The organism is Nocardia tenerifensis NBRC 101015 (assembly GCF_000308715.1).
Lineage (GTDB): Bacteria > Actinomycetota > Actinomycetes > Mycobacteriales > Mycobacteriaceae > Nocardia > Nocardia tenerifensis.
This window is the reverse complement of record NZ_BAGH01000351.1, coordinates 66,321-80,002: the sequence shown is the minus strand read 5'-3', so window position 1 is coordinate 80,002 and position 13,682 is coordinate 66,321. Positions and strand designations below refer to the sequence as shown.

General features: G+C 69.2%; 10 protein-coding genes and 1 tRNA gene. 7 read left to right on the top strand and 4 right to left on the bottom strand.

Annotation, left to right across the window (positions count from 1 at the left end):
• From ON39_RS27890 to ON39_RS27880, 3 genes are all read right to left on the bottom strand, one after another.
• A partial coding sequence (locus ON39_RS27890) for a ribose-phosphate diphosphokinase (protein ID WP_040738841.1) occupies nucleotides 1–697 on the bottom strand: 697 nt, incomplete at its 3' end.
• A complete protein-coding gene (gene glmU, locus ON39_RS27885) occupies nucleotides 694–2,184 on the bottom strand; it encodes a bifunctional UDP-N-acetylglucosamine diphosphorylase/glucosamine-1-phosphate N-acetyltransferase GlmU (RefSeq protein WP_040738839.1) in 1,491 nt (496 codons plus the stop codon). The genes glmU and ON39_RS27890, both read right to left, overlap by 4 nt.
• Nucleotides 2,185–2,293: 109 nt before the next feature.
• A tRNA-Gln gene (locus ON39_RS27880) sits at nucleotides 2,294–2,364 on the bottom strand.
• 259 nt (nucleotides 2,365–2,623) lie between these two features.
• On the opposite strand from ON39_RS27880, the gene ON39_RS27875 reads away from it, so the two are divergent.
• From ON39_RS27875 to ON39_RS27850, 6 genes are all read left to right on the top strand, one after another.
• On the top strand, nucleotides 2,624–3,238 hold the full coding sequence (locus ON39_RS27875) for a TetR/AcrR family transcriptional regulator (RefSeq protein ID WP_051187212.1): 615 nt from the start codon (nucleotides 2,624–2,626) through the stop codon (nucleotides 3,236–3,238).
• A gap of 182 nt (nucleotides 3,239–3,420) precedes the next feature.
• Nucleotides 3,421–4,068, top strand: a complete 648-nt coding sequence (locus ON39_RS27870) for a TetR family transcriptional regulator (protein WP_040738837.1) — start codon at nucleotides 3,421–3,423, stop codon at nucleotides 4,066–4,068.
• 207 nt (nucleotides 4,069–4,275) lie between these two features.
• Nucleotides 4,276–7,890 carry a transcription-repair coupling factor gene (mfd, locus tag ON39_RS27865; RefSeq protein ID WP_174412571.1) on the top strand — a complete coding sequence of 1,205 codons (3,615 nt, stop codon included), beginning with the start codon at nucleotides 4,276–4,278 and terminating at the stop codon, nucleotides 7,888–7,890.
• Entirely contained in the window at nucleotides 7,887–8,741 is an 855-nt protein-coding gene (locus ON39_RS27860) for a nucleoside triphosphate pyrophosphohydrolase (RefSeq protein WP_373283746.1), read from the top strand. The genes mfd and ON39_RS27860 overlap by 4 nt, the downstream gene beginning before the upstream one ends.
• A 109-nt stretch (nucleotides 8,742–8,850) precedes the next feature.
• Nucleotides 8,851–9,945, top strand: a complete 1,095-nt coding sequence (locus tag ON39_RS27855; RefSeq protein WP_040738833.1) for a glycerol dehydrogenase — start codon at nucleotides 8,851–8,853, stop codon at nucleotides 9,943–9,945.
• A gap of 224 nt (nucleotides 9,946–10,169) precedes the next feature.
• Nucleotides 10,170–11,123: a phosphodiesterase gene (locus tag ON39_RS27850; RefSeq protein WP_174412570.1), complete on the top strand. Its 954-nt coding sequence runs from the start codon at nucleotides 10,170–10,172 to the stop codon at nucleotides 11,121–11,123.
• Here the strand turns inward: ON39_RS27850 and ON39_RS27845 are convergent.
• Nucleotides 11,071–12,495, bottom strand: a complete 1,425-nt coding sequence (locus ON39_RS27845; RefSeq protein ID WP_246002816.1) for a stealth family protein — start codon at nucleotides 12,493–12,495, stop codon at nucleotides 11,071–11,073. The genes ON39_RS27850 and ON39_RS27845 overlap by 53 nt on opposite strands.
• A 664-nt stretch (nucleotides 12,496–13,159) precedes the next feature.
• On the opposite strand from ON39_RS27845, the gene ON39_RS27840 reads away from it, so the two are divergent.
• Nucleotides 13,160–13,612: a flavodoxin domain-containing protein gene (locus tag ON39_RS27840; protein WP_040738831.1), complete on the top strand. Its 453-nt coding sequence runs from the start codon at nucleotides 13,160–13,162 to the stop codon at nucleotides 13,610–13,612.
• The last annotated feature ends 70 nt before the right edge of the window (nucleotides 13,613–13,682 follow it).

Genomic DNA, 13,682 nt, shown 5'->3' with positions numbered 1-13,682 from the left:
TCATGTCGTCGATCAGGATGCAGGTGCGGCCCTCGACGTCGCCGACCACGCGGTTCGCCTTGATCTGGTTGGGCACCAGCGGGTCGCGGGTCTTGTGGATGAACGCCAGCGGCGAGCCGCCGAGCGAGTCCGCCCACTTCTCGGCCACGCGCACGCGGCCGGAGTCGGGGGAGACCACGGTGATGTGGTCGAGGGTGTAGTTGGTGCGGATGTACTCGGCGAGCTGCAGCTGCGCGTGCATGTGATCGACAGGGCCGTCGAAGAAGCCCTGGATCTGATCGGTGTGCAGGTCGACGGTGATGATGCGGTCCGCGCCCGCGGTCTTCAGCAGGTCGGCGACGAGGCGGGCCGAGATCGGCTCGCGGCCGCGGTGCTTCTTGTCCTGGCGGGCGTAGGGGTAGAACGGCAGAACGGCGGTGATCCGCTTGGCCGAACCGCGCTTGAGCGCGTCGATCATGATGAGCTGCTCCATGAGCCACTGGTTCAGCGGCGCGGGGAAGCTCTGCAGCACGAACGCGTCGGAGCCGCGGACGGACTCCTCGAAGCGGACGAAGATCTCGCCGTTGGCGAAGTCGCGCGCGGTCTGCGGCGTGACGTGGACGTCGAGTTCCTTGGCGACCTGCTCGGCCAGCTCAGGATGAGCGCGTCCCGAGAAGAGCATCAGGTTCTTCTGGTTGTCGATCCATGACGCGGTCACTGCTGTTTGCCATCCTTTTGCTCGATTGCCTGACCGGAGTTGTCTTTGGCGGCGTTGGCTTCTGCCGCCGCGCGCGCCGCGGCCGTTCCAGGACGGTGCCGCTGCACCCAGCCCTCGATGTTCTTCTGCGGCCCGCCGGAGATCGCGAGTGCGCCGGGCGGAACGCTTCTGCGCAGTACAGTACCCGCCGCCGTATACGCGCCGTCACCCACCGTTACCGGCGCGACGAACATCGTGTCGCTTCCCGTTCGCACATGTGAGCCGACAGTGGTGTGATGCTTGGTCACACCGTCGTAGTTGACGAAGACGCTCGAAGCGCCGATGTTGCTGTACTCGCCGATGGTCGCGTCGCCGACGTAGGTCAGGTGCGGCACCTTGGAGTGCGCGCCGATCGAGGCGTTCTTGGTCTCGACGAAGGCGCCGAGCTTGCCTGCATTGCCGACCACCGTGCCCGGACGTAGGTAACTGAACGGGCCGATGGTGGAGCCGGGACCGATCATCGCGCCCTCGCCGTGGGTGCGCACGACCCGCGCGCCCTCGCCGACGACCACGTCGGTCAGCGTGCAGTCCGGCCCGATCTCGGCGTCCTCGCCGATGACGGTGTCGCCGAGCAGCTGCACGCCCGGGCGCAGCACCGCGTCCCTGCTGATCCGCACGCTCGCGTCCACCCAGGTGGAGGCGGGGTCGATGATCGTGACGCCGGCACGCATGTGCCGCTCGAGGATGTAGCGGTTGAGCCGGCTCGTCGCGTTGGCCAGCTGGACCCGGTCGTTCACGCCGGTGACCTTGGCGGCGTCGACCAGGCGGGCGCCGTGCACCGGATGCCCGGCCTCGCGGGCCAGCCGGAGCACGTCGGTCAGGTACAGCTCGTGCTGGGCGTTGGCGGTGGACAGCCGGCTGATCATGGTGCGCAGCACGTTCACGTCGAACGCGTACACACCCGAGTTGACCTCGGTGATCGCGGCCTGGGCGGGGGTGGCGTCGGCGTGCTCGACGATCTCGGCCACCCGGCCGTTGGCGTCGCGGACGATGCGGCCGTAGCCGTTCGGGTCGTCGGGCACGAAGGTCAGCACCGTCACGGCGGATCGCTCGGTGTAGCTGCGATGCTCGTCGAGCAGCGCGGAGAGGGTGTGCCCGTCGAGCAGCGGCACGTCGGCGGAGGTGACCAGCAGGTCGCCGGTGAAGCCGACGGGCAGCGCGGCGAGCGCGCACTGCACGGCGTGCCCGGTGCCGAGTTGCTCCTCCTGGATGGCCGGGGTGATCTCGCGGCCGAGGTCCGTGGCCACCGCCTGCACGGCGGCGCCGACCTGTTCGCGGTCGTGTCCGACCACGGTGATCAGGTATGCGGGGTCGATCTCGTTCGCCGCATGCAGCGCGTGCGCGAGCATGCTCCGACCGGCCAGCGAATGCAGCACTTTGGGGGTCTTCGACCGCATTCGCGTCCCGGCACCGGCTGCGAGAACGACGACGGCGGTCTGCTGTGGCATGGATCTCCCTCGGCTGCCTGTCATCGTGCTTGGCTCTGCTCATCGTGCTGGGGTCTGTGCTGTGCTGGGCGCAGATGTGCGGGCCAACGATATGCACCGTGCTGCCTAGCTCCGCCGCCAGGACTCGAACCTGAACTATCTGAACCAAAATCAGAGGTGCTGCCATTACACCACGGCGGATTGCCACATCGGCGGATCGGGAACACCCGCCGCTGTGCCACGGCACGGAAAAGATCCTCGCATACACCCGCGCCTCTACGCGATTCTTGCCGGTAGTTGGAGCGTGTGCGGCGCCGGGGTCCGAGATATCGAGGGCGCGCCCGGGGTTGACGGGGCGATCCGGCGAGCTGTCTGGAACAGTTAAGGCACCGGGATGGCGTTGGCGAAGGGAGGCGGAGCGATGTCTGTCAGTGAACCGCCCAAGGTGTCGCGTCCGCGGATGACGGGGACCCAGCGGCGGCAGCAGCTGATCGAGATCGGTCGCGCGCTGTTCGCCGAGCGCGGGTACGACGCGACCTCGATCGAGGAGATCGCGCAGCGGGCGCAGGTCTCCAAACCCGTAGTGTACGAACACTTCGGGGGCAAAGAGGGGCTGTACGCGGTCGTCGTCGATCGCGAGATGTCGATGCTGCTGGACATGATCGTGTCGTCGCTGACCCAGAATCGGTCGCGGGTGCGGCTCGAGCAGGTCGCGCTCGCGCTGCTGACCTACATCGAGGAGCGCACCGACGGCTTCCGCATCCTCGTGCGCGACCAACCGGCGGGCAACGCCGAGGGCCGCTACTCGAGCCTGTTGAACGAGGCCGTGAACCAGGTGGCGCACATTCTCGCAGGGGATTTCGAGCGCCGCGGCTTCGACACCAGCCTCGCCACGCTCTACGCCCAGGCGCTGGTCGGGCAGGTCGCCACCGCGGCCACGTGGTGGCTGGACGAACGCAAACCCTCGAAAGAGGTTGTCGCCGTGCATCTGGTGAATCTGTGCTGGAACGGGTTGAGCCATCTGGAGGCCGACCCGCATCTCAGCTCGGAGTGGCGCGCCGGTATCGAGGAGTGACCCAGTTTGTTAACCAGTGAATTGCGAAGTGGGTCCGGTCGAATGCTCGAATTGACTGCCGAGGGCCCGCCTGGTGGTACGGTTCACCCATCCTTTGGGTGCTGTTCGGGCGGTAAGTCGGTCTACTTCGTGATGTCGGTCTACTTCAGGATGGCTGGTTTTTAGGATGACAGGCGGATCTGATGGCTAGGCAAGCGCGCGCGGAGATCACCCGCGACTCCGTTCTTGCGGGCGCTGCCGATGTCTTTCTGCGCTTGGGTTACGCGAACGCGAGTCTGAGCGAGATCATCGCGCAGTCCAATGTGACCAAGGGCGCCTTGTACTTTCACTTCGGCTCGAAGGAAGAGCTGGCGCGCGCGGTGGTCGACCAGGGCAACGAGCGGCTGGTCAGTTCGTGCCAGGGCTTCTTCGATCCCCGGGTGCCCGCGCTCGAGGCGTGCATCGGCATCACCTATGTCGTGGCGGACCTATCGATGAACGATCCGATGGTCGGCGCGATGCTCAAGCTGACCCATCAGATCGGCGACTACCGCGGCGCGCAGGGCGACAATATCGCCAAGACGTGGGGCGACACCTACCGCGTGCTCTCCGAAAGGGCCATCGCCCAAGGCGATTTGCAGCCCGAGCTCGATGCCGAGGTGATCGGCATGCTGCTGCAGGAGATGACCGCGGGCGTGCACATCATCGCCGTCGGCACCGAGTCGATCGACCAGATGGCGACCCGCATGGAGCGCGTCTGGTACTTCCTGCTGCCCTCGATCGTGCCGAGCGAGAAGCTCGCCTACTTCCGCGAGTTCGCCGCGCGCCGCCTGCGTCGCTACGTGCCCTGAGCCGAGGTCCGGCGCGTTACTTGTCGGTGGCGACTGATTTCATGGCGCGTGGGTAACTCATCGGGTACGCCCGACACCGCCGAGCATCCGCCCGGCGGCCTTGGACGCGTGTGCTGAGCCACCCACGACCGCCGAAAGTCGGGCGGCAGGCGGATCGCTAGACTTTGCCTGCTGCTCGAAATACCTCGCTTGAGCTCAGGAGTTGTGATGCCGACCCATCGTCCACCGCTTGCGGGACTCGCGGCGGTCGCCGGTGCCGACGCCGCGCTGCGGACCGTCGCCGAGCTGGTCGGCAAGTCCTCGGTCGAGCTGGTCGGGCCGTCCGGGGTGCGTGCGTTCGTGGCGGCGACGATCGAGGCGAAGCGGCCGGTGGTCGTGGTCACCGCGACCGGGCGCGAGGCCGATGATCTGACCGTCGAGCTGGCGGAGATGCTCGGGCCCTCGGTCGCGCAGTTCCCGTCCTGGGAAACCCTGCCGCACGAGCGTCTCTCGCCGGGGGCCGACACCGTCGGCCGCAGGCTGGAGGTGCTGCGCAGGCTGGCCCACCCGGAGGATCCGGTGTTCGCGGCGCCGCTGCGCGTCGTGGTGACCACCGTGCGCTCGCTCATGCAGCCGATGGCGGGCGGGCTCGGCGATATCGAGCCGATCGTGCTGCGCGTCGGCGCGGAGCTCGATTTCGACGAATTGCTCACGCGCCTGGTCGAATTCGCTTACACGCGGGTCGACATGGTGGGCAAGCGCGGCGAGTTCGCGGTGCGCGGCGGCATCCTCGACCTGTTCCCGCCGACCGCCGATCATCCGGTGCGCGTGGAGTTCTGGGGCGACGAGGTCACCGAGCTGCGCCCGTTCGCCGTCGCCGACCAGCGCTCGCTCACCGAGGTCTCGGTCGAGGTCGTCGTCGCGCCGCCCTGTCGCGAACTGCTGCTCACCGCCGGCGTGCGCGAGCGCGCCGCCGAGGTGGCCGCCGCCAACGCGGCCGACGCCGCCCTGGTGGAGATGCTGGAGAAGCTGGCCCAGGGCGTCCCGGTGGACGGCATGGAGGCGCTGCTGCCGGTGCTGCAGCCCGGCGAGCTGCGACTGCTCACCGAGGTGCTGCCCGAGGGCGCGCACCTGCTGCTCTGCGATCCGGAGAAAATCCGCACCCGCGCCGCCGACCTGGTGCGCACCGGCGAGGAGTTCCTCGAGGCGTCCTGGACCGCGGCCTCCTTCGGCGCCGCCGCGCCGCTCGGCGCGCACGGTCTCGACCTGGCCGCCTCGGGTTATCGCGCGCTGCCCGACGTGCACGCGAGCGCCGACGAGCACGGTCTGCCCTGGTGGACGCTGAGCCCCCTCACCGCGGGCACCCCCTCGGAGGTGGTGCTGCCCGTGCAAGCCGGGCCGACCGCGCGCGGCTCCGACGAACTCGTCGCGACCATCTTCGCCTCGCTGCGCGCGCACGTGTCCACCGGCGGCCGCGCGGTGGTCGTCGTCGCGGGACACGGTACGGCGCAACGCGTTCTGGAGCGCCTGGCCGACGCCGAGGTGCCCGCCGCGGCGCTGGAACCGGGCGCCGAGCCCGGCAACGGCGTGGTCGGCGTGCTGTGCGGCTCGCTGCACGACGGCCTGATCTTCGACGATGCCGGGCTGGTCGTCGTCGCCGAGTCCGACCTCACCGGCAACCGGATGACCGCGCCCGGCGAGGGCAAGCGGCTGCCCGCCAAGCGCCGCAACCAGGTCGACCCGCTCGCGTTGAACGCGGGCGACATGGTGGTGCACGACCAGCACGGCATCGGGCGCTTCGTCGAGATGATCGAGCGCACCGTCGGCGGCGCACGGCGCGAGTACCTCGTCATCGAATACGCGCCCGGCAAGCGCGGCCAGCCCGGCGACCGGCTGTTCGTGCCGATGGAGTCGCTCGACCAGCTCTCCCGCTACGTCGGCGGCGAACTGCCGAGCCTGTCCAAGCTGGGCGGGTCGGACTGGGCCAACACGAAACGCAAGGCGCGCAAGGCCGTTCGCGAGATCGCCGGCGAGCTGGTGCAGCTCTACGCCGCGCGGCAGGCGGCGCCAGGTCACGCGTTCGGCCCGGACACGCCCTGGCAGCAGGAGATGGAGGACGCGTTCGCGTTCACCGAGACCGTCGACCAGATGACCGCCATCGCCGAGGTCAAGGCGGACATGGAGAAGCCCGTCCCGATGGACCGGGTGGTGTGCGGCGACGTCGGCTACGGCAAGACCGAGATCGCCGTGCGCGCCGCGTTCAAGGCGGTGCAGGACGGCAAGCAGGTCGTCGTGCTCGTGCCGACAACCCTTCTGGCGCAACAACATCTACAGACCTTCACCGAGCGCGTGGCCGGCTTCCCGATCAATGTGAAGGGCCTGTCCAGGTTCACCGATCCGGGCGAGGCCCGCGCCGTCATGGAGGGCATGGCCGACGGCACCGTCGACATCGTCGTCGGCACGCACCGGCTGCTGCAGACCGGCGTGCGCTGGAAGGACCTCGGGCTGGTCGTGGTCGACGAGGAGCAGCGGTTCGGCGTCGAGCACAAGGAGCACATCAAGGCCCTGCGCACCCATGTCGACGTGCTGACCATGTCCGCGACGCCGATCCCGCGCACCCTGGAGATGAGCCTGGCCGGCATCCGCGAGATGTCCACCATCCTCACCCCGCCGGAGGAGCGGCATCCCGTGCTTACCTACGTCGGCGCGTACAACGACAAGCAGGTCACCGCCGCCATCCGGCGCGAGCTGCTGCGCGACGGCCAGGTGTTCTACGTGCACAACCGCGTCTCCTCGATCGACAAGGCCGCCAAGCGAATTCGCGACCTGGTGCCCGAGGCCAGGGTTGCCGTCGCGCACGGCCAGATGAACGAGGACGCGCTGGAGTCCACCGTGGCCGGCTTCTGGGCGCGCGAGTTCGACGTGCTCGTCTGCACCACCATCATCGAGACCGGCCTCGACATCTCCAACGCGAACACCCTGCTGGTGGAGCGCGCCGACACGCTCGGCCTTTCACAGCTGCACCAGCTGCGCGGCCGGGTCGGGCGCAGCCGGGAGCGCGGCTACGCCTACTTCCTGTACCCGCCGGAGAAGCCGCTCACGGAGACCGCCTACGACCGGCTCGCCACCATCGCGCAGAACTCCGACCTCGGCGCGGGCATGGCGGTGGCGATGAAGGACCTCGAGATCCGCGGCGCGGGCAATGTGCTCGGCGCCGAGCAGTCCGGCCACGTGGCGGGCGTCGGGTTCGACCTGTACGTCCGGCTGGTGGGCGAGGCGGTCGAGGCGTACCGCGCCGCCGCAGACGGACGGCCCATCACCACCGAGGAACCCAAGGAGATGCGGATCGACCTGCCCGTCGACGCGCACATCCCGCCCGACTACATCGGCAGCGACCGGCTGCGCCTCGAGGCGTACCGCAAACTCGCCTCGGCCCAGGACGATTCGACCCTGGCCTCGGTCGTCGAGGAGCTCGTCGACCGCTACGGCCCGCTGCCGGTCGAGGTCGGCCGCCTGGTCTCGGTCGCGAAGCTGCGCCTGCTGGCGCGCGAGTACGAGGTCACCGAGATCGCGGTCACCGGAACGACGCTCAAGATCTCGCCGCTGCACCTGCCCGACTCCAAGCAGATGCGGCTCAAGCGGATCTACCCGAGCGCGAACTATCGCGCCGCGAGCGGGGTGATCTCGCTGCCGCTGCCGCGCGTCGAGGACAGCGTCGGCGCCGAGCGGGTGCGCGACGTCGTGCTGCTGCAGTTCGTCGCCGACCTGCTGCTCGCCCTCGACGGAAAGGCCCAGGGTGCGGTGGATCTCACCACCGCGACCGAGGTCTCGGCGGCGCGATGAGCCGCGACCGAGAGGAGTCCGTGCTGCGTGCCGCCCGGCACGCGGCGGCCAGCCGGGGGCATGCCGCTCCGTCGGAGGCGAATACCGTTGCGTCGGAGGCGGATACCCTCCCATCCGACGCCAACGCCGCTTGGTCGGACGCGGGCGCCGCCTCGTCGGACATAACCGCATCGGACACCGCCGTTGTAGCGGCCGGCCTGGCCGACGCCGTCGAGGTCATGGACCGGCTCTGGCACTTCGGCGGCTGGGAGGTGACCCAGACCCACGACTCCCTGCGCCCGTACCTGCTCGAAGAGACCTACGAACTCCTCGACGCCATCCAGCACGAGGACGCCGAGACCATCAAGGAGGAGCTGGGCGACCTGCTGCTCCAGGTGCTCTTCCACTCCCGGATCGCCCAGGCCGCAGGCGAATTCACCGTCGACGACGTGGCCGCCGCGCTGGTCGCCAAGCTGGTCAACCGCAGCCCGTACCTGCGCGACACCCGTTTCGCCGCGGGCACCACCCTCGAGGAGAAGATCGCCGCCCAGGAAAGTGCCTGGGAGGAGCGAAAATCCGCGGAGAAGTCGCGCCGCTCCTGCCTCGACGGCATCGCCATGGCCCAACCCGCGCTCGCCCTCGCCGAGAAGATTCGCGACCGCAGCACCAAGGCCGGGCTCCCCGACGATCTCATCCCCGCCGAGCTCCGCGTGGTCCACCTCGGCGGCCCAGGCAGCGCCGAGGAGCGGCTGCGCAAGGCCACCCTCGCCTTCGCCGCCCGCATCCGTGCCGCCGAGGACGCCGCCGAGTCCGCGCGGGGCGAACGCCTACCTCTGGACAGCGCGGACTGGCGTAAGTACTGGGCGCCATAGTGCCCGGTCTCGCGCGCCCCTTCGCGTAGCGTGGGCGGAACGGACGTCGGCCGGGCCAGGGTCCGCACGGGAATCGGCGGGGCTCGGCTTGGGAAGCGGGAGGTGTCGGATGCTGAGTGTGTTCTCCTCGCCGGGGCATTACGTGCAGGGGCGAGCGGCGACCGAGCAGCTCGGGGCCGAGATGGCGCGGCTGGGGATCGAGGGTCCGGTCACCATCGTGGCGGGGCGCAGCGCGCACCGGTTGCTGGCCGAGGCGTGGGAGCGCTCGCTGACGGACGCGAAAATCGCCTACTCCGTTCACCTTTCGAGTGGGGAATGCACCAGGGCGGAGATCGCGCGGATCACCGCGGGAGTGCGTGACAGCGGCAGCACGGCGGTGCTGGGCGCGGGCGGCGGGAAGGTGCTCGACTCGGCGCGGGCGGTGGCCGACGATCTCGGCCTGCCGATGATCAGCTGCCCGACCACCGCGTCGAGCGACGCTCCGTGCAGCGCCCTATCGGTGATCTACACCGACGCAGGCGAAGTCGAGACCTATCAACTGGTGCGCCGCAATCCGGCGCTCGTGCTCGTCGACACCTCCGCCATCGCCCAGGCGCCGGCGCGGCTGCTCGTCGCGGGGATGGGCGACGCGCTCGCCACCTGGTTCGAGGCCCGGACGTGTTCGGCCGCGCGGGTGCGCAATATGCGCGGCGGCGCATCGACGCGCAGCGCCACGGCACTCGCCGAGCTCTGCTACCGCACGCTGCTCGCGGACGGCCCGCAAGCCTTGGCCGCCGTGCGCGAACATGCCGTCACCCCGGCGCTCGAGCGGATCGTCGAGGCCAACACCCTGCTGTCGGGCCTCGGCTTCGAATCCTCCGGCCTCGCCGCCGCCCACGCCGTCCACAACGGACTCACCGCCGCCCCGGCGACCCACGCGTTCCTGCACGGCGAGAAGGTCGCCTTCGGCGTACTCACCCAGCTGGTCCTGGAGGGCGCCGACTCCGCCGAGATCGACACCGTGCTCGACTTCTGCGTCGAGGTCGGCCTGCCGACCACCCTCGCCGCCCTCGGTCTGCCCGACCCGGACCCAACCACCCTGTCCGCCATCGCAACTCGCGCCACCGCCCCCACCGAAACAATCCACAACGAACCGTTCGCCGTGGACGCCGACATGACCGTCGCGGCCCTCCGCACCGCCGATGCCCTCGGCCGCACCCACTAGTCAGGGCCTCTTCGCGCCCTTCGGTCGTAGTGAGACGTGTCACGTCCGCGTGCGGCCGTGGTTAACGTCCGGCCAGTTCGCCGGGATTTCGACATAGAAACCTCACCTTCCCGCAAGCATGTCGTCACCGCCCGGCGGGAAACCTGTTGGTAGTCCTTCGCTATTGTGGCGGTGGAATCTCCAAGCCAATGGCGGGCAAACCGCCGGGGAGGACGTTCGGTTCGGTGCACATCAGCAGAGTCGCGGAGTACCCGCGGCCGGATCATGTGTTGTTCCACTTCAGCGACACCCATCTCATCGCAGGCGACGGCGACCTCTACGGCGACGTCGACGCGGACGAGCGATTACGCCGGTTACTCGAGCAGGCCGCGGCCAGCCGCATTCAGCCGACCGCGATCGTGTTCACGGGCGACCTCACCGACAAGGGTGAGCCCGGCGCGTACGACAAGCTCAAGGCTCTCATCGAGCCATTCGCGCGAAGTTTGCCCGCCCCCATCGTGTGGGTCGCGGGAAACCACGACGACCGCGGGTTGCTGCGCCACAAACTCTTGGGCGAGCACGCCTCGACCGCGCCGCTGGACCGGGTGCACCTGATCGACGGCCTGCGCATCATCGCCCTGGACACCTCGGTCCCGGGCCATCACTACGGCGAGATCTCCGACGAGCAGCTGGACTGGCTGCGATCGGTGCTCGCCGAACCGGCCCCGTTCGGCACGATCCTGGCCATGCACCACCCGCCGGTACCGTGCGTGCTCGACCTCGCCGTCACCGTCGAGCTCCGCGACCAGCGCAGGCTGGCCGACGTCCTCGACGGCACCGACGTGCGCGCCATCCTGGCCGGGCACCTGCACTTCTCCACCAACGCGACGTTCGCGGGCATCCCGGTCTCGGTGGCGTCGGCGACCTGCTACAGCCAGGATCTCGGCGTCGAGCAGGGCGCCCTGCGCGGCCGCGACGGCGCGCAGGCGTTCAACTACGTGCACGTCTACCCGGACACGGTGGTGCACTCGGTGGTCCCGATCGAGCGCGGCGAGACCGTCGGCTCGCCGTCGACCGCGGCGCAGACCGCGCGGACGCTCGCGGCCGAGGGCATCGTCATCCCGCCGGCCGCGCGCATCCCACATGTCATGCGGCGCCGGGCGACGACTCCGGAATCGGACGACGAGTCGGTGTGCTGACCCGTTCCCACGGCGCGGGATCCGGGAAGTAGCGCGACAGGAACTCCGAAACCGCGTGCACCCGGTCGGCTTCGGAGATCTCGGGGAAGCTTCCGTCGTTCAGGCAGAAGAAGTCCACGTCGCGCTCGCGGGCGATGCCGTCCAGCAGCGCGAGCCCTTTGCGGCTGGTCGTGTCGACGTAGCGCACCCTCGCCGCCTCCTGCGGCACCGCGCGCCCGGTCAGCATCGCGTAGTAGTGGTACAGCGAGTTGGTGACCGAGATATCGGTGGCCGAACGGAACCGGCTGACCCGCGTGCGCGCGAAGTCGGCGGCGAACTCCTCCTCCATCTCCAGTAATACGCTGCGGCGCAACGGAACCGGCGTGTGCTCGAGGTGCCGGGAGATCAGGTACCCGAACCGCTCGTTGAGCAATTCCCGGTTCACCCGTGCCGCGTTCTCGAAACCGCTGCGCCGCTCGTTGTTCCGGCCGGGGCCGATCCTGGTGTCCGCCTCGATGAACCGGCTGATCCCGGCGGAGGTGAAGAACATCGACGGGCGCACCGGCCTGGCGAAGAACATGTCGTCGTTGGAGTACAGGAAGTGCTCGCTGAGCCCCTCGATGTGCTGCAACTGGCACTCCACCGCATGGGAATTGAACGTCGGCAGCCCGCTGGTGTCCGAGAAGTGGTCCAGCGCGCGGACGATCGTGACGCGCGGGTGGTCGGCGAGCCAGGCCGGCACGGCGGAGTCGGTGGCGATGAAGATCCGCCGGATCCACGGCGCGTTCTTGTCCACCGAGCGCAGCGCGTACTTCAGCTCGTCGATCTGCCGGATGCGGGCGTCGGCGTCGTCGCCCTCGCCGACGACCACCTGCGCGAGCATGCCCGCGCGGCGGGCGCGGAACTCCGGGTCCGAGCCGTCGACCCAGGAGAACACCAGGTCGATGTCGAAGTTCACGTCGGTGGGCTGCGGCGCGAACATGTCGGCCAGGGTCGGCCACGCCCGGTCGAAGAGCAGCACCTGGGTGTGCTCGACGTCGGCGAGGTCGAATACGGTGCGGGTCAACGCGTTCGGGCGCGGGCACTCGACCGTGTCGCCGTGGTACTGCCACAGCTCCAGGTCGACCCGGTGGGCCGGGTCGCTGTCGCGCCCGATCCGGAAGACATTGTCCTGCACCTCTTCACACGCGAAGCCGGCCGCGACCGCGCCCGCGGTCACCCGGCGCACCATCGGCCGGTGCGCCGCGTCCGCCGCGAGCACGAGCCGGTGCCCACGGTCGCGCACCAGGAGAAACGGCACCTCCGCCGCCGCGAGCGCGGCGCGCAGGTAACCGAGATCCTCGATCATCGAGGCCCATACGACCAGGTTGCCCGCCATCGGCCGGCTCACCATGTCCACGGTCCTCGGGTTCACTGCCCCCATATCCATCATCAGCTTGTTCTCCACATTCGTTCGTGCTCTGTTGGGGACGACCACCTAGGCACCGCGCCGGGAAACCGAGCGGCCGCACCGCCGACGTCGCGACGTCGGTCGTGCGGTACCGCGCCCGGCGCGGTCGCATTCAGAAGTGGGGCACGATGCCGTAGCGCAGGAACGAATTGATCACGCGGTATGTAGACGATCGGTAAACCATTTCGTTTTCACCTCACTCACGGCGGGACGCAGAGCGTCGAATGGGGGTGTGCCGAATCTGTGCGCGCGGGTACGCGACCCGAGCGTGCGCACGGAAAACGGCACGCAGGGCCGGACAATCATCGGCCGGCGAAGAGAAGATGTCCCAGACAACAACGGGGACTGTACGAATGATGCATCCGCGGTGACATTTCGTCAATCGGCATTCCCCATACCACCCGCTGCCGTTTCGCTGCCCCTGACACCGCCCTTCGGCAGCGCCCGCCCTGGTGGTGCCCGGTATCGCGCCCGGTATGGGCGGTTGCGCCCCAGCTCAGGCGGCGCACGGCGGTGACGGGCATCATGCCCCGGCGGCGAAGGGGTGGCGACGAAGAGTCGAGTTAATTAGGCTAGCCTCACCAACTTTCGAGAGGAGTCCAGCGTCGTGCGCGTCGTCATTCTGTTCGGATCCGAGATGGGCACCGCCGAGACCGTCGCGGACAGTGTCGCCGACGCGCTCTCCGCGCACGACGTGTCGGTCTACGACATGAGCGACTTCGCCGTCGACGACCTGGACGTGCGCGACTTCCACGTCATCGTCTGCTCGACCTACGGCGACGGCGACCTGCCGACCGGCGCGGAACCGTTCTTCGACCAACTCGCCGCCGCTGCCCCGGACCTCACCGGTCTGCGCTTCGCCGTCTTCGGCCTGGGCGACAGCGTCTACGGCGACACCTTCAACCGCGGCGGCGAGATCGCGGCCGAGCGGCTCGCCGGCCGCGGCGCGACCCAGGTCGGCGAGCACGCGCGCCACGACGCGTCGACCGCGATACGCGCTAAGGATATGGCCCGCGAATGGGCCGCGACCCTTCCGCTGCCCACGCTCACCACGGCCTGATAGTCCGCTGAGAGCACTTCGGACATCGGGCGCAGCGCCAGCGGACAAGCGGCCCAGCGCTTTAGACTGC